The 23,993-nt window shown below is 53.6% G+C and carries 20 protein-coding genes; 12 read left to right on the top strand and 8 right to left on the bottom strand.

Going from position 1 to position 23,993, the window contains the following annotated elements; all coding sequences use genetic code 11:
- Positions 1-15: 15 nt before the first annotated feature.
- Positions 16-279, bottom strand: a complete 264-nt coding sequence (locus F822_RS02770) for a hypothetical protein (protein ID WP_025041982.1) — start codon at positions 277-279, stop codon at positions 16-18.
- On the opposite strand from F822_RS02770, the gene F822_RS02765 reads away from it, so the two are divergent.
- Positions 278-1,045, top strand: coding sequence for an MBL fold metallo-hydrolase (locus F822_RS02765; protein WP_025041981.1), 768 nt, complete (start codon positions 278-280; stop codon positions 1,043-1,045). The two genes, F822_RS02770 and F822_RS02765, sit on opposite strands and share 2 nt — an antisense overlap.
- A 128-nt stretch (positions 1,046-1,173) precedes the next feature.
- On the opposite strand, the gene F822_RS14805 is transcribed toward F822_RS02765, so the two are convergent.
- The 7 genes from F822_RS14805 to cysB all read right to left on the bottom strand — a co-directional run bounded on the left by F822_RS14805 (position 1,174) and on the right by cysB (position 7,363).
- Positions 1,174-1,539 (bottom strand): hypothetical protein, encoded by a 366-nt coding sequence (locus F822_RS14805; protein WP_197272877.1) that lies wholly within the window; start codon positions 1,537-1,539, stop codon positions 1,174-1,176.
- Positions 1,540-1,772: 233 nt separating this feature from the next.
- Positions 1,773-2,060 (bottom strand): hypothetical protein, encoded by a 288-nt coding sequence (locus F822_RS02755; RefSeq protein ID WP_025041979.1) that lies wholly within the window; start codon positions 2,058-2,060, stop codon positions 1,773-1,775.
- Between the two features lie 185 nt (positions 2,061-2,245).
- Positions 2,246-2,482, bottom strand: a complete 237-nt coding sequence (locus F822_RS02750; RefSeq protein ID WP_025041978.1) for a hypothetical protein — start codon at positions 2,480-2,482, stop codon at positions 2,246-2,248.
- A gap of 162 nt (positions 2,483-2,644) precedes the next feature.
- Positions 2,645-2,911: a hypothetical protein gene (locus tag F822_RS02745; RefSeq protein WP_025041977.1), complete on the bottom strand. Its 267-nt coding sequence runs from the start codon at positions 2,909-2,911 to the stop codon at positions 2,645-2,647.
- A gap of 326 nt (positions 2,912-3,237) precedes the next feature.
- Positions 3,238-4,377: a cupin domain-containing protein gene (locus F822_RS02740; RefSeq protein ID WP_025041976.1), complete on the bottom strand. Its 1,140-nt coding sequence runs from the start codon at positions 4,375-4,377 to the stop codon at positions 3,238-3,240.
- 153 nt (positions 4,378-4,530) lie between these two features.
- Positions 4,531-6,378: a DNA mismatch repair endonuclease MutL gene (gene mutL / locus F822_RS02735; RefSeq protein ID WP_025041975.1), complete on the bottom strand. Its 1,848-nt coding sequence runs from the start codon at positions 6,376-6,378 to the stop codon at positions 4,531-4,533.
- Between the two features lie 58 nt (positions 6,379-6,436).
- Entirely contained in the window at positions 6,437-7,363 is a 927-nt protein-coding gene (cysB, locus tag F822_RS02730) for an HTH-type transcriptional regulator CysB (RefSeq protein WP_025041974.1), read from the bottom strand.
- 335 nt (positions 7,364-7,698) lie between these two features.
- Between cysB and F822_RS02725 the strand changes: the two genes are divergently transcribed.
- The 11 genes from F822_RS02725 (at position 7,699) to F822_RS02675 (ending at position 23,654) form a co-directional block, all read left to right on the top strand.
- Positions 7,699-9,804, top strand: a complete 2,106-nt coding sequence (locus tag F822_RS02725; protein ID WP_025041973.1) for a nitrite/sulfite reductase — start codon at positions 7,699-7,701, stop codon at positions 9,802-9,804.
- Positions 9,805-9,835: 31 nt separating this feature from the next.
- Complete coding sequence (locus F822_RS02720) at positions 9,836-10,576, top strand: phosphoadenylyl-sulfate reductase (protein WP_025041972.1); 741 nt, start codon at positions 9,836-9,838, stop codon at positions 10,574-10,576.
- 134 nt (positions 10,577-10,710) lie between these two features.
- On the top strand, positions 10,711-11,646 hold the full coding sequence (cysD, locus tag F822_RS02715) for a sulfate adenylyltransferase subunit CysD (protein WP_051536769.1): 936 nt from the start codon (positions 10,711-10,713) through the stop codon (positions 11,644-11,646).
- Positions 11,647-12,029: 383 nt separating this feature from the next.
- Entirely contained in the window at positions 12,030-13,313 is a 1,284-nt protein-coding gene (gene cysN / locus F822_RS02710) for a sulfate adenylyltransferase subunit CysN (RefSeq protein ID WP_025041970.1), read from the top strand.
- Between the two features lie 251 nt (positions 13,314-13,564).
- On the top strand, positions 13,565-17,116 hold the full coding sequence (locus F822_RS02705; RefSeq protein ID WP_025041969.1) for an FAD-dependent oxidoreductase: 3,552 nt from the start codon (positions 13,565-13,567) through the stop codon (positions 17,114-17,116).
- A gap of 265 nt (positions 17,117-17,381) precedes the next feature.
- Positions 17,382-18,509, top strand: coding sequence for a Re/Si-specific NAD(P)(+) transhydrogenase subunit alpha (locus F822_RS02700; RefSeq protein ID WP_025041968.1), 1,128 nt, complete (start codon positions 17,382-17,384; stop codon positions 18,507-18,509).
- Between the two features lie 104 nt (positions 18,510-18,613).
- Positions 18,614-18,919 (top strand): NAD(P) transhydrogenase subunit alpha part 2, encoded by a 306-nt coding sequence (locus F822_RS02695; RefSeq protein ID WP_025041967.1) that lies wholly within the window; start codon positions 18,614-18,616, stop codon positions 18,917-18,919.
- 3 nt (positions 18,920-18,922) lie between these two features.
- A complete protein-coding gene (locus F822_RS02690) occupies positions 18,923-20,302 on the top strand; it encodes an NAD(P)(+) transhydrogenase (Re/Si-specific) subunit beta (protein ID WP_025041966.1) in 1,380 nt (459 codons plus the stop codon).
- A gap of 236 nt (positions 20,303-20,538) precedes the next feature.
- The gene (locus F822_RS02685; RefSeq protein ID WP_025041965.1) at positions 20,539-21,309 is read left to right on the top strand and encodes a dienelactone hydrolase family protein; all 771 of its coding nucleotides are present in this window, start codon (positions 20,539-20,541) and stop codon (positions 21,307-21,309) included.
- A gap of 230 nt (positions 21,310-21,539) precedes the next feature.
- The gene (gene ald, locus F822_RS02680; RefSeq protein WP_025041964.1) at positions 21,540-22,658 is read left to right on the top strand and encodes an alanine dehydrogenase; all 1,119 of its coding nucleotides are present in this window, start codon (positions 21,540-21,542) and stop codon (positions 22,656-22,658) included.
- Between the two features lie 63 nt (positions 22,659-22,721).
- Positions 22,722-23,654 carry a PEP-CTERM sorting domain-containing protein gene (locus F822_RS02675; protein ID WP_025041963.1) on the top strand — a complete coding sequence of 311 codons (933 nt, stop codon included), beginning with the start codon at positions 22,722-22,724 and terminating at the stop codon, positions 23,652-23,654.
- Positions 23,655-23,993: the final 339 nt, after the last annotated feature.

Raw genomic sequence — 23,993 nt, 5'->3', positions numbered from 1 at the left:
CGAGATCGTCAAAGCTCAACCATGGCGCTGGGTGAAAAATAAGCTGAATAATGAGCGCCAACTGCCGGATTTAGAATAATGGATATCAGTTATACAGTACTGTAACGTTCGCGCACGACCTGGCGAATATTGCCTCCCATAGCAAGCATCCAGCACCATTTCAACGAGAACTGCATAAATTCCAGGAAACTCCAGGAATCGACTGCCATGCCGGAAGACCGAATGGCTGCATGCCTCTGTATTGCATTTTTTCAAAACTTTTTCTTTCTCATCAAACATGCGATTTGCCTGTTTAGGTAGCGGTTCACGAGGTAACGGTCTTGTAGTCGAAGTAGCAAATACCCGGTTGCTGCTGGATTGCGGTTTTACGCTGAAGGAAACCGTCATCCGGCTTATGCGGCTTGGCCTCGAGCCCGGCATGATCGATGGAATTGTCGTTACTCACGAGCACGATGACCATGTCAGTGGTGTAGCGCGGTTTGCGCGCAAATTTGGCACCCCGGTCTGGTTGACGCACGGCACCTTGCGCAGTACAAGGAAGGCGTTTGCGTTATTGCCAAGGGTTAATATCATAGAGGACTACCAGCGTTTCTCCATTGGAGATATCGAGATCGAGCCTTATCCGGTTCCGCATGACGCTCAGGAACCTGCACAGTTCGTGTTTGGCGACGGTGCATTGCGGCTGGGCGTACTGACCGATACCGGGTGTTCGACGCCCCACATCGAGGCAATCTTGAGACACTGCCATGCGCTGGTGCTGGAATGCAATCACGATGCACAGATGCTCGCAAACGGCAATTATCCGCAAAGTCTCAAACGACGCGTAGGCGGGCGCCTTGGCCATCTCGAGAACGCTGCCTCAGCGAATCTTCTTGCAAGTCTTGACTGCAGTCGCCTTCAACACGTAATCGCGGCGCATTTGAGCCAAAAAAACAATACTCCTCTGCTTGCGCAAACAATGCTGAGCGGCGCCTTGAACTGTGAATTAGACTGGATTGGTGTCGCCGATCAGAGCGATGGCTTTAGCTGGCGCCAGCTGTTTTGAGTGATGCTTGAATCCGAATCTGGGGTTTTTCTTGATTTATAGCGAGAGAGTTTTGTAACAACCATAAAAAAACCGCCCCTTCTCAAGCCGGAGGGCGGGTTTTTTTTACCGAACATATTACTTCGATGTCACTTCAGTGCATCCAGGACGCCTTTTTTCGCGTTTGAAGCTGTATCCGCCACAGCATTCGTTGCTTCTTCTGTCTTGGCGCCGGCTGCATCTTTAGCGGCATCTACTTTCTCGCTTAACGCATCCTTGGCGTCGCTTGCTGCGTTCTTGGTGGCATCAACGGTACCCGCTATCTTTTCTTTTGCAGCATCGACTGTTTCACCCACTGCATCTTTTGTAGAATCAATTGCAGTCTCTATTTCACTAGCAGCAGCAGAGTCGGATGCTTCCGGTTCTGCTGGCGCGGCTGGTTGCGATATGATTTTGCTGAAATTCTCTTTTTCCTGTTCGGGAAGTGCCTGGTTCGGCTTGCCACAGGCAGTCATGGCGAGCGCCACCAAGGTGGCAGCGAGTAACGTGAGTCTCATTATCTAATTCTCCCTAAACAATGGGTTATAAAACTTGATTATGTAACGAAAGCGTTTAGCTCCCAAGCCGCGGACAGGATACGAGTGCCGTAAATGGATGTGGGGATTGATGCTCAGGTTACTTGTTCAGTACACTTTCTGATCAATAAAAAAGCCATCCTCAGGATGGCTTTTTTTGCCTGTGCACTTTATTAGTGACCGGCCGGGATGGCGCTTTGACCTTCCTTTATGGGGTTGCCATTGCCATCAAGCGCGTGTCCGGGGAGAACGGCTTGACCTGAATATTCATCCTCGCCATCAGCGGCAGCAGCGGTGTGCTCGGCTGGTGTACCGGCAGCGGCACGCTCTTCATCCATCGTCGTGCCTTCTTCCGTTCTGGTTCCATATGTGGTGGAATTCTCAGGCAGGGCTTGTTTTGGTCTGTCGCAGGCTGTGAGGGCAAGTGCCATCAAAGCAGCGGCAAGAAGTGATAGTTTCATTATCGGGGAGTCCTTAATAAAAATAGAAATAGGTTGTGACGAATCATATTATATAGCAAAAATACCCCCAAACAAGTCGAAATTTCCCTCAAGACGGATGGTTGAGTTTGCTATCCGCTGGTTTGGACTGAGTCACTAGATATATGATCTATAAAACCTTGCTGAGAGTAGCTTTTATCAGTTTTTTACTTGGCAGGTTCTTCTTTTTTGACATTATCGCCACCCGCAGCATCGTGACTTCCAGCGTCGTGACTTCCAGCAGCTTCGTCAGTCGAAGGTTTATCAAGGTCGTCAAAATTCGGCGCTGAGTCACGTTCAACCGAGGCGGAGGGAGGCGGCTTATCCATAGGATGTTTTTTGCCGTCACAAGCGGTCAGCGTCAATGCCGTTACGGCAGCAGCGAGGAGCAGGTATTTCATCATTAAGTCATCCTATAGTTTCAAAGAGAAACCGTAGTGTAACAAAAGCTCCGGGATCATTCAAACCCGGCCATAGGGATGTGAATTGACGGGCTTTCCGGAAGCATTTCCCCATAAAAAATGCCGTCCCGAGGGACGGCATTATCAAATTCTGCCCATTACCGATTAGTCTACGGGTTTGCCGCTAACATCGGTCTCTTTAGGACTGGCGGGCGTATATCCCGAGTCAGCGGATTTTTTTGATTCGGTTTCAGCTGCGCCTTCTTTCTGCGCCGCATCAATTTCCGCATCGCTAAGTTGCCCTTCACGTTTATCCCAAAGGCTGGGTGGATATTGCCCCGGTTTTCCTTCCCCAGGGGTTTTCTCTCTCATTTGATCACATGCGCTAAAGGTCAGTGTTACCAAAGCGGCGGCGAGGAGCGAGTATTTCATTTTTTTAATCTCCTTTATAGGTTTAGACAAATAAATTATACGAGCGTTTCGGCCATTCAAATCTAAGAAACGACCATTTTAATAGCCACTATCTTAATAGCAGAATTCAGAAATGTTGTCTAGTCGTTGCATCTCACAACCCCAGGAAATAGCGTCAAATCGTCGATGGGCGAGCCTTACAGGCATTTGACGGAATGCTGACCGAAAGTTTTTACCTCTCTACAGAGTAGTAAATTTTGATGGCCCACACGACTCTCCCATCAGTTACAAAATTTAAAATCCGGGTAAGCTCGCCCGTCCCTCAGGTAGCCTATAGGTTAATGAAATTATGCCGGGTTCGCCGATACCTTTGCTATTTCGACATAACCATCGAGGTACCACGGGTAAAGCAGGGAGAGAGCCTCATCGTCGAGTTCTTCCGACATTGGCAGCGCAAGGCGATCGGCTAATTTTCCAAGCACCCTGCATGCCGCTGCGCCTGCGGTATACATGTCCCCATTCAAAAAAATATTCTTGCCTCTACACAACATTCGGCTTTTCAGGCTCAGTTGCAGCTTCCCTTCCTTAACCTGATACGCGAATTCCTGCTGAGCTACGGGATTCGACGGCGGCGTAAAAAAAACATGATGTTTAGGCTCGGTCAGGTAGATTCCAAGGAAACGTTCTATATCGGTCGGGCCCCATGTGATCTTGCTGAGCACTGCTCCCACCTGTTGCAACATATCCGGGCCGATGTGTCCCGGGTGCGATTGGAAGCCAGGATTCGGATCATGATAAATTCCCTCGACTTCGGTGTGATCCTGCAGGTAAACGAGAAATTGAATAACGAGCTCTTGATAGGTCGGCGCCCGAAAACCGATGGAATAGGTCATGCAATGGTCCTTTGCGACCCCATGATGTGCATAGCCGGGGGGCAGATACAGCATATCGCCGGGTTCCAGCATCCATTCCTGTTCGGGCCTGAATTCCTGCAGGATTTTTAGCGGTGCATCCATCACCAGCCTTTTATCCTGCTGGGCTGAGATCTGCCAGTTTCTGCGCCCCATGCCCTGCAGCAAGAAGACATCGTATGAATCGAAATGAGGCCCGACGCTCCCTTCCTCAGGGGCATAACTGACCATCAGATCATCGAGACGAGCGTGCGGGATGAAATTGAATTTCAGTAGTAATTCACGGGCTGACGGTAGGAAGTGGTTGATGTCCTGCACCAGCAGCGTCCAGTCTTTTGCCGGCAGACGTGAAAAAACACGAGATGTGAAAGGACCATACCTGACCTCCCATTTACCCTTCTTCCGGGTTATCAGGCGCGACTGCGCGTCGTCGTGGCAGGCGAGATTGATAAGGTCGTCTCGAGTCAGAAAACCCTGGAAATCCGGCAGGGCTCCGCGCACGAGCAAAGGTTTTTTTTGCCAGTAATCCCGGAGAAAATTTCCCACCGAAATATTCCCCAGCAGCTTGCTTTTCATTATTTGCCCAAGCTCATATGAGTTTTCCATAAAAAACGGCCCGGTCTTCCCGATCTTCTGCGCATTCCATCCTGCCCTCGCCAGTAAATTCGGCAACCAGAGTTTCCAGCCAAGGCAGGATGCAGGGGTGCCGTACCAGCGCCGGCATCAGGCTCATCTGCCGCGCATGAACATCTTATCGAGATCCGCAAGGCTTATTTCGAACCACGTGGGCCTGCCGTGATTGCATTGGCCGGCACGCTCCGTTGTTTCCATTTCACGCAGCAAGGCATTCATTTCCGTGACGGTCAATATGCGGTTGGCGCGAACTGCACCGTGGCAAGCCATGGTGGAAAGAATTTCGTTACGCTTGCTGGTCAGTACCCGGCTGGCGCCGAATTCGCGGATTTCGGTCAATACGTCGCGTGCAAGTTTCACTACGTCGGCATCCTTGAGCGCGGCCGGTACCGACCGCACCACCAGCATGGTAGGCGAGAGTGCGGAGATTTCAAACCCAAGCTCTTGTAAAGTATCGCTGTTTTCTTCAGCCGCGGCAACGTCCAGGCTATCCGAATGAAATATCGCCGGGATCAGCAAGGGCTGCATCGAGAGCGTATGGTTATCCAGTGCGGATTTTAGCTTCTCATACAGAATCCGCTCATGCGCGGCATGCATATCCACGATGAGCAACCCCCGTTCATTCTGCGACAGAATGTAGATGCCGAGGAGTTGCCCCAATGCGAAACCCAATGGGGGAATGTCGCATTTTTCGGCACCGGCACCGGCACCGGCACCGGCACCGGCATGGGCACCGGCAATGGCTGCCGATGTATCCGCCGATTTCGGGTCGCGGCTATCGGCACCGAACAGGGCGGGATAAAAAGCCTGTGATTGGGCGATGCCTAAAGGTGGAGCAAGCGATATGGTATTTTGTCGCGAATAAGCTGAAAATGCGGAGGGCGCAGCGCCAGCACCGTTTTGGTCACCACTTTCCTGCCGGCTTCCGCCTATGGGAAAAGTTGCTGCAGACGGGGGTTGCGGCGATGCCAGCGCTTTATCGATCGCATGAAAGACGAATTGATGCAGTGCGCGCGGGTCGCGGAACCTCACCTCGATCTTGGTGGGATGCACATTCACATCCACGCCTTCGGCATTCATTTCGAGAAACAGGACAAAAGCCGGGTGTCGGTCCAGATGGAGAATATCCCGATAGGCTTCACGTAGCGCATGAGCAATCAATTTGTCGCGAACGAACCGCCCATTGACAAAAAAATACTGGGCATCTCGAGAAGACCGGGAATAGGCGGGTGATGCCGCAAGGCCCCAAAGACGCAAATCCGCCGCCTGCTCCTCTATGACTACCGAGGTCCGGCTGAATTCACTGCCCAGTATCGCCTCGATGCGAAGTCGTGCGTCCGCCGCACGCAAGTGGTTGCGTACGGTGCCATTGTGTTGTAGCGAGAAAGCGATATCGGCGCGCGACAACGCAATGCGCTTGAATGCTTCCTCACAGTGGGATAATTCAGTAGCTTCAGTCTTTAGAAATTTACGCCGGGCAGGGGTGTTGAAGTAGAGATCATGCATTTCTACTGTGGTACCGTGGGCAAGTGCGGCGGGTTCCGGTGTTGACAGGCGGCCCCCTTCGGTTTCTATCCGCCAGGCATGCTTTTCTTCCGCCTTGCGACTTGCCAGCGTCAGCCGCGAAACGGCTGCGATACTTGCCAGCGCCTCGCCCCGAAAACCGAGGCTTGCTACTTTTTGTAAATCTTCCAGGGAATCGATCTTGCTGGTGGCGTGTCGCGCAAGCGCAAGCGGCAGATCATTCCTGGAAATTCCTGTTCCGTTATCCGCTACCCGGATCAGTTTGATGCCACCCTGGAAAAGTTGCACGGTGATTTCGGTCGATCCCGCGTCCACGCTATTCTCCAGCATTTCCTTGAGTGCCGCGGCGGGACGCTCCACTACCTCTCCGGCCGCAATCTGGCTGATGAGCAGGTCGGGTAGCGGCTTGATCGCATTCATAAGCAAATTCTACAAAAATTTGCTGCCATTATATCGCCCGTTGGCGGCATCATCATGCTCATGAACGCTCCATCATCGCGGCCGTCACTGTCGCCCGATCAAGATGAGGGGAAAATATTTCTATAAAATCATAAACATATCCGCGCAAATAACTATTGCGGCTTATGCCTATACGCGTCGTGCTGGGCTCGAAGAGATGGCTCGCGTCGATAGACCTCAGGTGTTTGTCGCGCTTGGGTTCAAACGCCATTTGCGCCAGGATGCCAATGCCCAATCCCAGTTCTACGTAAGTCTTGATGACATCCGCGTCTATCGCCGTCAGCACAACATTGGGAACCAACCCTTTTGCATCGAATGCCTGGTTGATTCTCGAGCGGCCGGTAAAAGCAAAATCGTAAGTAATAATCGGATATGCGGCGATGGCCTCCAATGTCAACATCTTGAGTTTAAGCAGCGGATGCCTCGGCGGGACGACAATGCAGCGGTTCCATTGATAGCACGGCAGCATCACCAGCTCATTGAATAGCTCGATCGCTTCAGTGGCGATGGCGATGTCCGCTACGCCTGAACTGACCAGTTCCGCAATCTGCGTCGGGTTGCCCTGGCGCAAAATTAATTTCACCTTGGGGTAGCGTAAGGTAAAATCCTTGATGGCGGAGGGAAGTGCATACCGTGCCTGAGTGTGGGTTGTAGCAATAGTAAGAGAGCCGCTGGCTTCGTTAGCAAATTCCTGACCCACTTGTTTCAGGTTTTTTGCGTCTTTCAGCATTCTTTCGGCAATTTCCAGAATCGCTCGTCCCGGCGGCGTGGTTTCAACCACGCGCTTGCCGTTACGCACAAAAATGTCGACCCCCAGCTCGGTTTCCAGAAGACGGATCTGCTTGCTGATCCCGGGTTGGGAGGTATGCAGGAATTCCGCCGCTTTGGATAAATTCAGGCCGTGATTGGCGACTTCGCATAAATAGCGCAATTGTTGCAATTTCATATATTCGGTCTAAATAAGATTTGGTTATGTTAATCTAACATAATATTCTTTCGCGATATATATGTTCCTGCTATTATGTCGCCCTCGAGACGCAATACGATGCAATATGACATCGATTGCGCTGCCGAGCAGGGCGTCCTGACAGATCTGATAGGCGGGAGCTAAGAAGAAGCAGCGAATTTTGGTTCACTCGGCGGCTTGAATATCACCTTGTCCGAAATCCGGGCGGAGTGCCGAATCAGTGGAGAGTTGGACCAATATGCTGCCGTGTACGTAATCCATTTTTGGGTTCTTGTGGCGTCAGGCGGATAGCCATAAATTGTGGAGGATATAAGATGAGTCTGTTGGATCACCTCGCTAATGATGAGGAAATCAATTCGTATGGCCAGTCGGTACAGGAGTATCGGGACCTGAATATCGATGCCGCGCGTTTTACCGCGGGTCGCCTGCAAATGGGGATTTATGGTCAGCGGCAGGAAGGTGTCAATATGGTGCGCATCAAGCTTCCGGGAGGACGCCTGAGTGCACCGAAATTGAGAAAGATCGCCAGTGCGCTGGAGAATTACTCGCGCCATGACGTCGTCCATATCACTACGCGCCAGGATATCCAGATGCATTACGTGCCGCTCGAGCAGACGCCGGCCGTGTTGTACCACCTGGCCGAAGCTGGATTGACGACCCGTGAGGCCTGTGGCAATACCATACGCAATATCACGACCTGCCCGCTCTCTGGCGTATGTCCTCGCCAGAATGTCGATGTCACGACGCATCTCGAGGGTACGGTCCAGCATTTGCTGCGAAATCCGCTGACTCAACAAATGCCGCGCAAGTTCAAGATCAGCCTGTCTGCCTGTGAATCCGACTGTGCGCAAGGCATGATGCATGACCTGGGCGTTATCGCCGTACGTAATGGTTCCCGATTCGGTTTCAAGGTCGTGGCCGGAGGCGGCCTTGGGCACAAGCCGCGTGAAGCGATCGTCATTGAAGAATTCATTGAAGAAAAAGACCTGCTGCCTGTGATGGAAGCGGTCATCCAGTTGCACAACCGTTATTCCGACCGCGTTAAGCGTGCTAAATCAAGAATTAAATTCCTGGTGGATAAATTTGGTCCCGAGGGTTTTGTCGAGAAATACCGTGAGGAGTTGTCGCGCACTCAATCGGCACTGGCCACCCTGGACTATCCGAAAGGCGAATGGAGTAATGGTAGTGTCGACAGCGAGGTTCCCGGTCTCGGTGCGCCGCGTCATATTTTCGCGCAAAAACAGCCCGGCTATTACGTATTTCCGATCAGTGTGCCAATGGGTAACCTGAGTGTGACTCATTTGCGTGGCCTGGCTCATATCTGCGAAACGTTAGAGTTGCCTGACATTCGTACCAGCCAGGATCAGAACATGTTTCTGACAGATGTGCCGGAGGCTAAAATTGAACCCTTGCGTGCAGCACTGGCCGCGTTGGGCCTGGGCGTGCCGAAGACGGGCGATGATGTGGTGGCTTGTCCCGGTACTTCGACTTGCCGCTTGGGGATAACTTCGAGCACGATTCTCGGACCCAAACTAAGCGGCGGCAAGCATGACCTGAAAATGCGTGTATCGGGGTGTCATAACGGTTGCGCCCAGCCCGAGGCTGGAGATATTGGCATATACGGCGAAGGCAAGCGCATGCACGGCAAGCTCGTGCCGCATTATCAGCTGCATTTCGGCGGCAATGCCATGGCGCGTGGCGCGCTGGCGTTTAAAGGACCGTCCATACCCACGGCGCGCATCGAAGAGGCAATCGAGCGAGTGCAGTCCGCTTTTGATACTAACCGTGAGTCGGGCGAAACATTCTATTCCTGGGCACACCGGATGGATAAACCCTATTTCGCCGATTTACTGGCGGACCTGGTGGAAGTCAAGCCGGAAGAACTGGCGTCGGTCCTGCGCGATCACGGCAACAGCAACGATTTCAAGGTGTTGCAACTGGGCGGGGGCGAGTGCGCCGGCGTGAGCCAGGTGAAGATCGGCACAATCTTCTTTGAAGCGGCTCATGAGCGGAATTACCGGGATGCGCTCAAGTTTCAGCGAAAATTCGAGGATTCGGCCAAGTGCGCCGAGGAAATGGCCCGATTGATCGGCCAGGGTCTGGCTGAGTTACTCGGCGGCCAGAAGCATGAAGATTTGAAAATACAGGCGGAAGAGCTGCGCCGGGTATTTCCTACCAAGCCGCGCCTGGCCAAAGCGTTAGCCCAGTTTGCGGAGGATTTTGCGCGCCCGGCCGAGGCGTTGAACGACGATGATCTGACCAGATGGTTTTCTGAACTGGATGCCTGGACAATGGAGGTTGCAGAGTTTTGCCTGAGTTTCGATCGCCAGCTTGATCTGACGGGCGCGCTACCGTTTCCGCTCTCCGCCTCAGCCAAGTCGCCGGCATCCGGGGCAGCGCAGCCATCCGTCATGGCCTGATAAATTTTGATGCACGGACCGAGCCGGTAATATGAGCCTGGATCACAAGATTGCGGAAGTGAGAGCATTGCTGGATGACGCGCAGGCAGACTATGCGCCGGCCACCTTCGCTAGCAGTTTCGGTGCTGAGGACATGGTGTTGATGGACCTCATAGCGCGGGATTATCCCGATATCGCGATGTTTACGCTGGATACCGGACGCCTGCCTGAAGAGACCTACAGTCTTATGAGAAAGGTGGCGGATCGTTATGGCATTCATGTGCCGGTATATTTTCCGGAATCCGCCGCGGTGGAGTCCTATATCGCGCGCAACGGGCCCAACGGTTTCTACGACAGCGTGGAGTTACGTAAAAAATGCTGCCATATGCGTAAAGTGGAACCGCTGAAACGTGCATTGAGTGGCAAGCGCGCATGGATCACCGGTGTACGCCGCGATCAGGCGCTGACCAGAAAGGATATGGCGGTATCGGAATTCGATACCGGCAATGGTTTACAAAAAATCAGCCCGTTGCTGGACTGGAGCCTGTCCGACGTCTGGGCTTATCTCAAACAGTTCGATGTGCCGTACAACCTATTGCATGACAAGGGGTACACCAGCATCGGATGCGCGCCCTGTACCCGTGCCATTACGCCCGGTGAAGATGTGCGTGCCGGCCGCTGGTGGTGGGAAGACCCGGAAAACAAGGAGTGTGGTTTGCATCCGGACAAACGGCGCATTAACAACGCTACAACGGCTTTTGGCGGGACGACGGATCTACCCGCGCCGGGTTGAGCCAGAATTTTGGATAAGAAAGAACATGGGCCGGGCGCCTGCCAAGTCCACGCTTGTGAAACCGTGAGGAATGCTTGATGGATCTCATATTGAACGATAAACAAGAATTTGCTGCTCCCGTTCCGGATCTTGTCATGGAGAGTGAGGGGCCGGCGCTTGAATGCCCCCCTGCAAGGCATCTGGGTCATCTGGATGAACTGGAAAGCGAAGCCATCCATATCATGCGCGAGGTTGCAGCCGAATGTGCCAATCCGACCCTGCTGTTCTCGGGTGGGAAAGATTCCATCGTACTACTGCGTCTGGCGGAAAAAGCTTTCCGGCCAGGGCGTTTTCCATTTCCATTGCTGCATGTCGATACCGGCCATAATTTTCCCGAGGTGATCGAGTTCCGCGATCGCCGCGCCAAGCAATTGGGGGAACGTTTAATCGTGCGCAGCATGGATGATTCCATCAAGCAGGGAAGAGTGGTATTGCGTTCGGCGAACCAGAGCCGCAATCCATTTCAATCAGTGACGCTACTGGATGCCATCGCTGAATTCGGCTTCGATGCCTGTATCGGCGGGGCGCGTCGCGACGAGGAAAAGGCGCGGGCCAAGGAACGCATATTTTCCTTCCGTGACGAATTCGGTCAATGGGACCCGAAGAACCAGCGGCCGGAATTATGGGACATCTACAATACTCGCGTGCATCCAGGCGAAAATATTCGCGTGTTTCCCATCAGCAACTGGACCGAACTGGATGTGTGGGAATACATTGCCCGTGAGAAATTGGAAGTGCCTCACATCTATTTCGCCCATACACGCGATGTCATCCGGCGGGGTAACGGTCTTCTGCCGGTATCTCACCTGGTTGAGCTCAAGGAAGGTGAAAAAGTGGAAAATCTCATGGTGCGCTTTCGGACGGTGGGAGATATGAGCTGCACCTGCCCGGTGGAGTCCATCGCAGTCAGCGTGACGGAAATCATTGCTGAAACCGCGATTACGCGAATTACCGAGCGCGGCGCCACGCGCATGGACGACCAGACGTCGGACGCATCGATGGAACTGCGCAAGAAAGAGGGTTATTTCTGACGCGTATCTTTCCGCTCATGAGGTTGTGATACCGCTTTTCTCAAGAATTCAGCCTTGTAAAAAGTCGGTAATACCCGACCTTCTCTTTCACCGGCGTGATTGCCGGCATATTTCGGAAACCAGAATTCCAAAAGAGTATTAAACCTAAACCCGGTAGTTGACCGCTTATTTAATAGATCAGTATCATGATTAATAACAATATTTTAAATTATTTGACGCTTACCTTCCGGGTGACGTCGCTACGGGGTGAATTGCACAGTTTTTGGGGCACATGGCTGCGTTGCAACTCCTTGGAATGGAACGACCATTCCGCGTCGTTGCGTCTTGCCCTGCACCCCAAAAACCGTACACTTCACCCCGTCCAACTACCGGATTTAGGTTAAATGTCAGCCATTGATAGTATTTCATTCGATCATAGCGAGTTGTTACGTTTCATCACCGCCGGGAGCGTGGACGATGGCAAAAGCACGCTGATCGGGCGCCTGCTGCATGACTCGAAGTCCATTTTCGAGGACCAATTGAGCGCCATCACCCATACTTCGAGCAGGCGCGGAATGGAAAGCGTCGATCTATCGCTGCTCACCGACGGCCTGCAAGCGGAGCGTGAGCAGGGTATTACCATCGATGTGGCTTATCGATACTTTGCGACGCCCAAGCGCAAATTCATCATTGCCGACACACCGGGCCACGAACAGTATACGCGCAACATGGTGACGGGCGCTTCCACGGCCAATCTCGCCATCATCCTGATCGACGCGCGCAAGGGTGTGCTTACCCAGTCGCGCCGCCATGCCTACCTCGCCAGCCTGGTCGGCATCCCTCATCTGGTGGTGGCGGTCAACAAGATGGATCTGGTGGACTATTCCAGAGACGTATTCGAGCAAATTTGCAAGGATTTCGCGGCTTTCGCCGCAGGACTCAAGCTGAGTAACATCGCATACATCCCGATGTCTGCCTTGAACGGCGACATGGTGGTCGAGCGTGGAGATAAGCTCAACTGGTATAAGGGCGTGGCGCTGATGGATTTGCTGGAGAGTGTTCCCATCGACCACGACATCAATCTTCAGGATTTCCGGTTTCCGGTGCAATGGGTATGCCGGCCGCAAACTGAGGAATTACCCGATTTTCGGGGCTACATGGGGCGCATCGAATCCGGATTCATCAGTGTTGGTGATGCGGTGAAGGTTCTGCCTTCCGGGTTGACCTCGCGTATCAAGGAGATTGTCACTTATGACGGAAATGTCGACGATGCGGTTGCGCCACAGTCCGTAACGCTGACTATTGAAGACCATCTGGATATCTCCCGGGGCGATATGCTGGTTAAAACGCTAGACGTTCCGCGGGTTGGGAAAGAGTTTGAAGCGATGCTGTGCTGGTTGTCTGAGCAGAGCCTGGACCCGAGGCGCAAATACCTCATCAAACACACTACGCGCACCGTAAAAGCGGTGGTATCCCGAATAGAGTATCGTGTCGATATCAATACGTTGAATCATGAAGCGGTCGATAGTTTGAAAATGAATGACATCGGACGCGTATCGCTAAAAGTACAGCAGCCTCTGGCATACGATTCTTACCAGCGTAACCATGCTACGGGCAGTTTTATCGTCATTGACGAAGTCAACAACAATACCGTTGCTGCAGGCATGATCTGCCCGGCAAAAGATTAGCGGGAGTTTCAATCGATTCTGATGGTGCTGCGCAAAGGGCCGCTTGAGTGCGCGGAGCCATTATGCTGAAAAGGGGCGGACAAGGTGGAGAGGAAGCCTTGCCGCTTTTGTATTTTTCGGCCATGTAAAAGCACAAGATGAGAAGGGTTTTTAGGTGCTGCAAAACTTTTTGTACGGTTACGCTCTAACAATTTATCAGATAGTTTTTTCGTCTCTTTTTTGATTCACTTTTTACTTTTGATGACTTTATCATGACAAGTTTACAATTGGCGCGCCACCCTGTACCGGAAAATGCCGCACCTTCTCCCGTGCTTGGATTCGGCATGGCTTTTGCCGATCTATATCGCCGCGAAGGGCTTGTGCGTCTGGATCAGGCATTCCTGGAATTTCTGCATGAAGGAGAAGCCGGGCTGCGCGTTCGTCTGGATCATGCTCGTGCTCATCCCGATAGCCTGGACCGGAAAGCGGAAGCGGCTCTGTTGATCGAGGTGGCGCCGTGGATGGAAGATTTCATTGCCAGACTGTTCGGTATCGAGAGAGAGGTCAGTGCTCTTGCCGCCCGTCACCATCAGCTTGCTCCGCTTTATTCCTGCAAAAGACAATTCGTTCAACGCAAGGCGATGAGCAAGGTAAGCGAGGCGGAAGCAGCGGCGGTGGATGGGATTGCGCTGGAAGAGAAACTGGTTGCCGAATTCGAAGCGCCTTTCTCCGAGTTGGCCTTTGCAGGCAAGGTCACCCAATGGTTATTGGATGAAGCCGCGAACGAAGAACATCTGAAGACTGCTTTGCTCTATGCGGCCTGGGCGTTGAAGACACCCGCAGGGCGAGAGCGTAACCGGGATGGAGTATTATTCAAGGCGCCGGCCAAGCTCGATTTTCTGCATCTTTTGTCGACGGATACCGATAGCACTGCGGGCTATACCGTCCATAAGCTGCATCATATACGACGCCGGGAAGGTTTTACGCTCACCGATCAGGGAACCGATCTGGTGGGGGCGCTGGATGAAGCAAATTATTGCATTTGGTGCCACGAACAAGGAAAGGATTCCTGCTCGAAGGGAATGAAGGAAAAGGCGAAAACACCCGATGAAATTCCCTCTTTCAAGAAAAGCCAATTGGGTGTCCTGCTAACGGGTTGCCCGCTGGAAGAGCGTATCTCCGAGTTTCACAAACTCAAGACGCAAGGCGTGGCAATCGGCGGTCTTGCCATGATTGTGGTGGACAATCCCATGTGCGCCGGCACCGGCCACCGCATATGCAACGATTGCATGAAGTCCTGCATTTACCAGAAACAGGAACCGGTCGATATTCCCCAGGCTGAAACGCGCACGCTCAAGGATATACTGGAACTACCCTGGGGCTTCGAAATATACAGCCTTCTCACCCGATGGAATCCGCTCAATCTGCGTCGACCGGTACCCAGGGCGCCGACAGGCCGTAAGGTGCTTGTCGTGGGCATGGGACCTGCAGGCTACACCCTGGCGCACCATTTGATGAATGACGGCCATACCGTGGTAGGCGTCGACGGCCTCAAGATCGAACCGTTGTCACCGGAAATTTGCGGGGTAAACCAGCAGGGAGAACATGTTCCATTCAGAGCCATCCAGAACGCCGACGAAATTGCCGAGGATCTGGATGAGCGCATGCCGGGAGGATTTGGTGGGGTTGCGGAATACGGCATCACCGTGCGCTGGGATAAAAATTTCCTCAAGCTGATCCGTTTGCTTCTGGAGCGGCGAGAGGAGTTTGCGCTTTTTGGCGGTATTCGTTTTGGCGGTACGCTTACCGCCGATGACGCCTTCGCCATGGGGTTCGATCACGTGGCACTTGCGGCGGGGGCGGGGCGGCCGACGGTACTTGATCTGCCCAACGGGCTGGCGCGAGGGGTTCGCGCCGCATCCGATTTCCTGATGGCGTTGCAATTGAGCGGCGCGGCTCAGGTTAATTCGGTCGCCAATATGCAGCTGCGCTTGCCAGTGGTAGTGATCGGCGGAGGACTGACAGCCATCGATACAGCTACCGAAGCGCTGGCTTATTATCCGGTGCAGGTAGACAAATTTCTGCGTCGTTACGAAATTCTGACCGCTGTGCAGGGGGATGCCGCGATACGTGCCGCATGGGATGAGGAAGAGCGTGTGATTGCCGAGGAATTTCTCAGCCACGCGCGCGCTATTCGCGCAGAGCGCGAGGAAGCGGAAAAGGAAGGACGGGCACCGCGCGTCCTGGAACTGCTTCAATCCTGGGGGGGCGCCACCATTGCCTACCGCAAGCGGCTCATCGATAGCCCCTCCTATACGCTTAATCACGAAGAAGTCGAAAAGGCGCTGGAGGAAGGTATATGGTTTGCCGAGGGCCTCACGCCCGTGCGAGTGGATACCGATAAATGGGAACATGCGAAAGCGGTGCAGTTCGCGATACAGGTTCTGGATGAAACGGGATCATGGCAAAAAACAGGAGAGACCGTGTTGCCGGCCCGCGCCGTTCTGGTTGCGGCCGGTACTCAGCCCAATACCGTACTTGCCAGAGAAGACGATAAGAACTTCAAGCTGAACGGCCGTTATTTCGCCGCTTGCGACGAAAATGGCGATCCGGTCAGCCCGCCGCGGGCGAACCCCAAACCTGAAACGGCCAGCGTACTGATGAGCCGTAATAAAGATGGCCGTTTCATCAGCTTCTTCGGTGATTTGCATCCTTCCTATTCCGGCAACGTCGTAAAAGCGATGTCCAGCGCCAAGCAGGGTTATCCCGTGGTTAGCGGCGTGCTTGAACGTCTGGCTCCGGCATCCACGAAACCGGCCTGGCTCTTTTTTGCCGAAATGAATGGACAGTTACGCGCCACGGTGCACAAGGTCGAGCGGCTTACTCCAAATATCATAGAAGTGGTCGTGCATGCGCCGATGGCGGTGGAACGCTTTCATCCTGGCCAGTTCTACCGCTTCCAGAACTTTGCAACACTCGCCATTACCGCAGGCGATACGAAACTGGCGATGGAGGGCATTGCCCTTACGGGAGCCTCGGTCGACGTGTCCCGTGGACTGGTATCGCTGATTGCCCTGGAAATGGGGGGATCGGCAGACTTGTGCGCCAGGCTCAGCCCTGGCGATCCAGTAGTCCTGATGGGTCCCACCGGTACCCCAACCGAAATTCTGCCTGATGAAACCGTTGTGCTGGTGGGTGGCGGCCTGGGTAACGCGGTGTTGTTTTCAATTGGTGCGGCAGCAAGAGCCGCAGGATCGAAAATTTTGTATTTTGCCGGTTACAAGAAACTGATCGACCGCTATAAAGTAGCGGAAATCGAGGCGGCAGCCGACATAGTGGTGTGGTGCTGTGACGAGTCTCCCGGTTTCAAACCCTCACGGCCGGGCGATCTCAGTTATGTCGGTAACATTGTGGAAGCGATGGCCGCTTATGGAAGCGGCGCGTTGGGTCCTCAGAAAGTTCGATTGTCGGACGCCGACCGTATCATTGCCATCGGCTCCGACCGGATGATGGCGGCGGTGGGAGCGGCACGTCATAACAAGCTTCGGCCTTACCTGAAAACAGATCATTTCGCGATCGGCTCCATCAATTCGCCCATGCAGTGCATGATGAAAGAGATTTGCGCGCAATGTCTGCAACCTCATAAAGATCCGGTAACGGGTGAGATTACCTATGTATTTTCATGCTTCAATCAGGATCAACCACTTGATCAGGTTGACTTCGGCGGTCTGGCATCGCGTTTACGCCAGAACAGTGTCCAGGAAAAGCTTACCACCCGGTGGATTACACATTGTTTGAAAAAAGTGAACCCGGTTAGTGCCTGAAGTTCCTGTGGAGTCGAGCATCAAAAAGGACCATTGTCTGTCCTGCAAAACGGGATTCCAGCGGTCTTTTCCAAAACCATTTGATTCCGACTCTGCAGAAACGGTTGCTGGGATGCGCTTTTTTCCTTGATCCAGGCGGTGCATCCAGCGCAGGTTCATTTATAATCCGAGCTTCGTGACGAACAGGGGCCGAACAGAAGTACCAGCGGCCCGGTTTCAGTTTGCTGAAGAATAGCGCACGTTAAAAAAATAAGGGAGATTAGCAATGCAGATAGGCATACCCGCGGAAATTCGCGGGGGAGAGACTCGCGTCGCGGCCACACCGGAAACGGTGAAGAAATTTACCGCCAAAGGTCTGAATACTGTTCTGGTACAGTCTGGCGCGGGAGCCGGCGCGAGCATACCGGATGCGGCGTATCAGGCGGAGGGTGCGACTATCGTGGCCAGCGCGGCGGAGCTGTACGGTCAATCCCAAATAGTGCTTAAAGTGAGGAGCCCGGACCCTGACGAACTGGCGCTGATGCGCAAGGATGCGGTGCTGCTGGGTTTACTTTCTCCGCATCACGCCGAGGGCATTGAAGCGCTCGCTCGTCATGGCCTCACTGCCTTTGCGATGGAAAAATTGCCGCGCATTTCCCGTGCCCAGAGCATGGACGTGCTGTCCTCCCAGGCAAATATCGCCGGCTACAAGGCGGTACTGATGGCAGCCAACGTCTATCAGAAATTCTTCCCGATGCTGATGACTGCGGCAGGTACCGTCAAGGCGGCACGGGTGCTGGTTCTTGGCGCGGGCGTGGCGGGCCTTCAGGCCATTGCCACGGCCAAACGGCTGGGTGCCGTGATCGAGGCGTTCGACGTGCGGCCGGCGGCCAAAGAACAGGTGGAAAGCCTCGGTGCCAAATTTGTCGAGGTTCCGCTAAGCGAGGAAGAAAAGGCGCAGGCGGAGACCGCTGGCGGTTATGCCCGGGAAATGTCCGATGATTACAAGCGGCGCCAGGGTGAACTGGTGCATCAGCGCGCCGCGGCAGCCGACATCATCATCACGACGGCATTGATTCCCGGCCGGCCCGCACCGGTATTGATCAAGGAAGAAACCGTTCGAGCCATGAAACCGGGATCGGTCATCATTGATATGGCGGTAGAGGCGGGCGGCAACTGCCCCTTGTCGGAACTGGACAAGATTGTGGTGAAGCATGGCGTGCATCTCGTCGGTATCGCCAACCTGCCGGGATTGGTGGCGGCAGATTCCAGCGCACTGTACGCGCGTAATTTGATGAATTTTCTCAATCTGATGCTTGATCCGAAGACCGGCGAATTCAACCTGAACCGTGAAGACGAGGTCATCGCCGGAACACTGGTTTGCGTCGGGGGGGAAGTCGTCCGGAAAACTTGAAGCGTTACCGGCGAACATTGAAAACCGAATGCGCTTTTCACCGCTTTCGTTCGTTGAAGATAAATCACCATTCACAGTAACAGAACGCATTAGAAGGAGCAGCCATGATTGGCGAAGTTGATCCAACCATTATTAATCTCACTGTATTCGTATTGGCGGTGTTCGTAGGCTATCACGTCGTATGGAATGTGACCCCGGCCCTGCATACGCCGCTGATGTCAGTCACCAACGCGATTTCCGGCATTATTCTGGTGGGTGCCATGCTGGCCGCCGGACCAGCCGAAACCGACTGGGGCGTATGGTTGGGCGCCGTGGCCGTCACGCTGGCCGCGATCAATGTCTTCGGCGGCTTCCTGGTTACGCAGCGAATGCTTGAAATGTTCAGAAAAAAAGACAAAAAAGGAAGCTAGTAAATGTCGGTAAATTCGGTTGCACTCGCGTATCTTGTCGCGTCGGTTTTCTTTATTCTGGCGCTGAAAGGCTTAAGTTCGCCCCTGACCGCTCGTCGCGGTAACTTGTTTGGCATGGTCGGGATGGCGATCGCCGTCGTCACCACGCTTACGATCACCAGCAACTGGGCGCTGATCCTCGCCTGTATCGCACTGGGAGGCGCCATTGGCGCAGTCGTTGCCCGCCGCGTGCAGATGACGGCGATGCCGGAACTGGTTGCGTTCATGCACTCGCTCGTGGGGTTGGCGGCGGTATTTATCGCTATCGCCGCCGTTAATAATCCTGTTTCGTTTGGTTTGCCTGAAATGCTGCCGATGGGCAGCAGGTTGGAGTTGTTCCTCGGCACATTCATTGGCGCCATGACCTGGTCAGGCTCGGTGATCGCATTCCTGAAGTTGTCCGGCCGCATGAGTGGTGCACCTATCACCTTTGGCGGCCAGCATATGGTCAATCTGATCCTGGCAATCGTGATGGTTGGATTTGGCCTGTGGTTCTTCTTTAGCGAGACGACCAACTGGACCGCTTTTGCGACAATGACGGCTATTGCCTTCGTGCTTGGCTTTCTCATCATCATCCCCATCGGCGGCGCGGATATGCCGGTTGTGATTTCCATGCTCAACTCGTATTCCGGTTGGGCGGCGGCAGGGATAGGATTCTCTCTCGGCAATCCCATGCTTATCATTGCCGGCTCGCTGGTGGGCAGCTCAGGCGCCATCCTGTCCTATATCATGTGCAAGGCCATGAACCGGCCCTTCATTTCAGTCATACTCGGCGGTTTCGGCAGCGAAACAGGCACTGCGGCGGTAGGCGATGGAACCCAGAAAACTTATCGCAGCGGCAGTGCGGACGATGCGGCATTTTTAATGGGCAACGCCGACAGCGTAATCATTGTGCCCGGTTATGGGTTGGCGGTGGCGCGGGCGCAGCATTCGGTCAAGGAACTGGCGGAAAAGCTGCACTCAAAAGGCGTCAACGTGCGTTTCGCGATTCATCCGGTCGCAGGGCGCATGCCCGGACACATGAATGTGTTGCTGGCGGAAGCAGAAATACCTTATGAGCAAGTGCTCGAGATGGATGAGATCAACAGCGATTTTTCCAATACCGACGTGGTACTGGTGCTCGGTGCGAACGACGTGGTGAATCCGGCCGCCAACGTTCCCGGCAGCCCGATATATGGCATGCCCATTCTGGATGCTCACAAGGCGCGTACCGTGATGGTGGTAAAACGCAGTATGGCAGCAGGCTATGCCGGCCTCGATAATGACCTGTTCTACATGGACAAGACCATGATGGTATTTGGTGATGCCAAGAAGGTGGTCGAGGAGATGGTCAAGGCGCTGTAAGTTTTCATTGGAGTACTCAAAATCGGCATACGCTCCGCCTGTTATGATGAGGGCGATTCATTCACCGGAGTATCTCGGAAACTGCCAGCTGCGATTTATTCAAATGGTAAATGGCGTATTTGCTTCTTTGTTGAAGCGAAATCCAGGGAATATGTCGGCAGCATAAGGCTTGGCGCGGTGCCCGAAAGGGCTAAAGCCATTATTACGATAAAGCATCAAAATAATGGGCAGCGTACATGAGTGCGATCAAGGGCTTTTCCGAGGAAACGTTCACGATAGGCGATCACTCGCTGATACTCTACGGAAAGGGGGGTGGGCCTGGCGTTATCCTCCTGCATGAATTGCCCGGTCTTACGCAGGATACAGTCGAGTTTGCGGAGTGGATTGCGGGCCATGGCTTTCACGTTGTCATGCCGCTCCTGTTCGGCCGCCCGCTTCAGCATCCGATGCTCGGCCTTTTGAAGGCCCCATTCGTATGCATTCGAAAGGAATTCAATAACCTCAGCGCCGGGAAATCAAGCCCCATTACGATGGTGCTGCGAGCGTTGTGCCGGAAAATTCATTCCGAGCGTGGCGGGCCCGGTGTAGGCGCCGTGGGCATGTGTTATACCGGCGGCTTCATTTTCGCGATGATGGTGGAAGCAGCCCTCCTCGCGCCGGTGGCGGCGCAACCCAGTCTTCCATTCTTTCAACCGGGAGCGCTTGACGTCGAACCGGAAAAACTTGCGCTCGCATCCAATCGTACAGATACGATGTCGTTGCTCGGGCTTCGCTTCGAGGACGACTTTCGTTGCCCTGCGGCTCGATTCGAGCGTTTGGAATCCTCACTGCGGAATCCGGCAGGACCAACGGGGTCGCGCTTCCATTCTGTGGTCGTGCCCGGGAAAGGGCACTCGACACTTACATTCGATTACCAGAAAGCGCTTGACCGGGGGGTCGACACCCGAGAACGGGTGATCAAGCATTTGCGAACGCAATTGCTTGATCCGGATAGCCCCTTCCGCTGACTCATCCAATAATAGCTCGGTAGATACCCTTCAGGATAATTTTTTCCTGTGGTTCGGGGATCGGGTTGTATACTTAAAAAAAGGTCGAGTTGCGGGCGACATAGTCAAGAGGAGCGTAAGCGGTTCACCTTCAAGTTGAAGCAGATCGCTATCCATATTCTCTCAATTTCACATTAATCTTATTTAAAAGAAAGGTTCTGTTCTGCTCATCGACAGTCAGAAATAAATCCATGCGGATCGGACTACCCAAAGAAATCAAAGACCACGAAAATCGGGTCGGTATGACGCCAAGCACAGTCAAAGCCTTGACGCGGCGTGGCCATCATGTGCTCGTACAGAGCGGAGCAGGGGATGGAAGTTTTATTTCCGATGCAGAATACCAATCAGCGGGCGCGATGATTGTGCCTCATGCTGACGATGCCTGGGCGGCGCAAATGGTAGTCAAAGTCAAGGAGCCGGCCGCGATTGAATATCGTTACCTGCATCGGGACATGATTCTTTTCACCTATCTGCATTTGGCCTCGGACAGACCCCTCACTGACGCTTTGCTGGAGAGTGGTACCACAGCCATCGCATACGAAACGGTCCAGACCGAAGATGGAAAATTACCGCTATTGACGCCAATGAGCGAGGTAGCAGGGCGTATGGCGACCCAGATCGGCGCAACCTATTTGCAAAAAACGCGCGGCGGCCGTGGCGTATTGATGGGCGGCGTTCCGGGTGTCGCTCCAGCCAATGTGGCGATCCTGGGGGCGGGTATCGTAGGCACGAACGCCGCTCGTGTGGCTGTGGGATGCGGCGCACAGGTTACCGTACTGGATATCAATCATGACCGTCTGAAATACCTGGATGATATTTATCGCGGCCAGTTACAGACGCGTATCAGCGACGAATATAATATCGAAGAAATCATCTACAGCGCCGACCTGGTCATTGGCGCTGTTTTGATACCCGGTGGACGCGCGCCATGGCTGATCACAGCCGGGATGTTGCCAAATATGAGGAAAGGTTCCGTAATCGTCGATGTAGCGGTTGATCAGGGAGGTTGCGTGGAAACGACGCGGCCTACCACTCACAGCGACCCCACTTACGAGCTCGACGGCGTCGTACATTATTGTGTTTCCAACATGCCCAGCGCGGTTCCGCGCACCAGTACATTCGCGCTCAATATACAGACCGCTGCTTATACGCTCCGCCTGGCCGACGAAGGATTGGAGGCTATACGGAAAAGCCGGGCGCTACAATACGGCCTCAATACCCACCATGGGTCAGTCACTTATCTCGCGGTCGCGAGGGAATTTGGCATGCAATATATTGAGCCGTTGAAAGCGCTGGAGCATAACGGTTAAGGCATTGTCCACTAAACAATTAAACAATTCGACTAATCTGGCAAAGACATAGGAGTAAAAAAGATGAAATTCAAATATCCCGTGCTGTTGGGCGCCCTGCTTGCCCCATTATTCGCTATCAGTCAGCCGGCGCTGGCCAATATCTATATCACTTTTGATTACCGGTATGATAGCTCCCACTTTTTTACGGGTGAAAACAGTTCACGCCAGAACCTGCTGAATGCGGCTGCTTCTGTATTCGAGACGCGCTTTCAGGATAACCTGACTGCAATCTCCTCTTCCGGATCGGATAGATTCGATGCGCGCTTTTTTCAGCCGGATACTGGTCTCAACACTCGACTTTCCAATTTTAGTGTCGCACCTGATCAGATCGTGGTTTTCGTCGGGACCTATAATATGGGTGGCACACTCGCAGCGGGCGGCCCTGGTAGTGTCGCTGGCGTCGGATCGCCGGGCTTCTTCGACAATGCATTAAGCAGAGGCCAGGCCGGAGCGCTTTTGCCCATGCAGACGGACTTTGGTCCATGGGGCGGTGCGATTTCCTTCAATAACAATTCCAATTGGTACTTTGACCCCGATATCACGACCGATGAGCCTTTCCCCAACCGGTACGATTTTTATTCGGTAGCTGTACATGAGCTCGCTCATGTACTCGGTTTCGGCGGTGCTCCATCGTTTAATAACCTGAGCGTCGGCGGGGTGTTTACCGGCACCGCCGTTCATGACCTGTATGGTTCGAATCCTCCCTTGACCCGCGACGGCCACTGGGCACCGAAGCTCAGCTACCAGGGACAGGAAGCCGCAATGGACCCCAGCATTGCCACCAACCAGCGCAGCCATTTCACGGAACTCGACTACGCTGCCATGAAAGACATCGGCTGGCAGGTTTCGCCGATACCAGAGCCGGAAACATGGACCTTGATGATTGCCGGGTTGGGACTGCTCGGCGGGCACCTACGCGCTTCGGCACGTAAAAGTGAACGTAAAAAGAGGTGAACGTAAAAGCTAGCAGCCTGTCGGACTTGAAGAATCACAGCGAAAAAGTGACTGGGTGAGGGTGGATTTTGAGGATTTTGAAGGCCAATAGTTATCGTTGGCCGAAAAAGCGGCGAAACATGAAACCAGTCAGAGGTTTTTGCAGCCGATTTCTTTTAAGTCGGACAGGCTGCCAGGCAGGAGGGTCACATCCGCGTTATTTGACTGACCTGCTGGTTATCACAAGTTCTTAAAATCATCTTTGCTATCAGCATGCATCGATCCGAGCCGTAGTTTCGTTCTCGGGGCGGTGCTGCACGCGGTACGGTACGACACATCATCGCGTTAGTAAACCCGTTG

This window comes from Nitrosospira briensis C-128, assembly GCF_000619905.2.
Lineage (GTDB): Bacteria > Pseudomonadota > Gammaproteobacteria > Burkholderiales > Nitrosomonadaceae > Nitrosospira > Nitrosospira briensis.
The sequence above is the reverse complement of the archived record's forward strand: the minus strand, read 5'-3'. Positions and strand labels throughout refer to the sequence as shown.

Excerpts from the sequence above, each read along its gene's own strand:
- F822_RS02765 (WP_025041981.1), top strand. The coding sequence starts at position 278 with ATGCGATTTGCCTGTTTAGGTAGCGGTTCACGAGGTAACGGTCTTGTA.
- F822_RS02770 (WP_025041982.1), bottom strand. The coding sequence starts at position 279 with ATGTTTGATGAGAAAGAAAAAGTTTTGAAAAAATGCAATACAGAGGCA.
- F822_RS14805 (WP_197272877.1), bottom strand. The coding sequence starts at position 1,539 with ATGACTGCCTGTGGCAAGCCGAACCAGGCACTTCCCGAACAGGAAAAA.
- F822_RS02755 (WP_025041979.1), bottom strand. The coding sequence starts at position 2,060 with ATGAAACTATCACTTCTTGCCGCTGCTTTGATGGCACTTGCCCTCACA.
- F822_RS02750 (WP_025041978.1), bottom strand. The coding sequence starts at position 2,482 with ATGATGAAATACCTGCTCCTCGCTGCTGCCGTAACGGCATTGACGCTG.
- F822_RS02745 (WP_025041977.1), bottom strand. The coding sequence starts at position 2,911 with ATGAAATACTCGCTCCTCGCCGCCGCTTTGGTAACACTGACCTTTAGC.
- F822_RS02740 (WP_025041976.1), bottom strand. The coding sequence starts at position 4,377 with ATGAAAAGCAAGCTGCTGGGGAATATTTCGGTGGGAAATTTTCTCCGG.
- mutL (WP_025041975.1), bottom strand. The coding sequence starts at position 6,378 with ATGAATGCGATCAAGCCGCTACCCGACCTGCTCATCAGCCAGATTGCG.
- cysB (WP_025041974.1), bottom strand. The coding sequence starts at position 7,363 with ATGAAATTGCAACAATTGCGCTATTTATGCGAAGTCGCCAATCACGGC.
- F822_RS02725 (WP_025041973.1), top strand. The coding sequence starts at position 7,699 with ATGAGTCTGTTGGATCACCTCGCTAATGATGAGGAAATCAATTCGTAT.
- F822_RS02720 (WP_025041972.1), top strand. The coding sequence starts at position 9,836 with ATGAGCCTGGATCACAAGATTGCGGAAGTGAGAGCATTGCTGGATGAC.
- cysD (WP_051536769.1), top strand. The coding sequence starts at position 10,711 with ATGGAGAGTGAGGGGCCGGCGCTTGAATGCCCCCCTGCAAGGCATCTG.
- cysN (WP_025041970.1), top strand. The coding sequence starts at position 12,030 with ATGTCAGCCATTGATAGTATTTCATTCGATCATAGCGAGTTGTTACGT.
- F822_RS02705 (WP_025041969.1), top strand. The coding sequence starts at position 13,565 with ATGACAAGTTTACAATTGGCGCGCCACCCTGTACCGGAAAATGCCGCA.
- F822_RS02700 (WP_025041968.1), top strand. The coding sequence starts at position 17,382 with ATGCAGATAGGCATACCCGCGGAAATTCGCGGGGGAGAGACTCGCGTC.
- F822_RS02695 (WP_025041967.1), top strand. The coding sequence starts at position 18,614 with ATGATTGGCGAAGTTGATCCAACCATTATTAATCTCACTGTATTCGTA.
- F822_RS02690 (WP_025041966.1), top strand. The coding sequence starts at position 18,923 with ATGTCGGTAAATTCGGTTGCACTCGCGTATCTTGTCGCGTCGGTTTTC.
- F822_RS02685 (WP_025041965.1), top strand. The coding sequence starts at position 20,539 with ATGAGTGCGATCAAGGGCTTTTCCGAGGAAACGTTCACGATAGGCGAT.
- ald (WP_025041964.1), top strand. The coding sequence starts at position 21,540 with ATGCGGATCGGACTACCCAAAGAAATCAAAGACCACGAAAATCGGGTC.
- F822_RS02675 (WP_025041963.1), top strand. The coding sequence starts at position 22,722 with ATGAAATTCAAATATCCCGTGCTGTTGGGCGCCCTGCTTGCCCCATTA.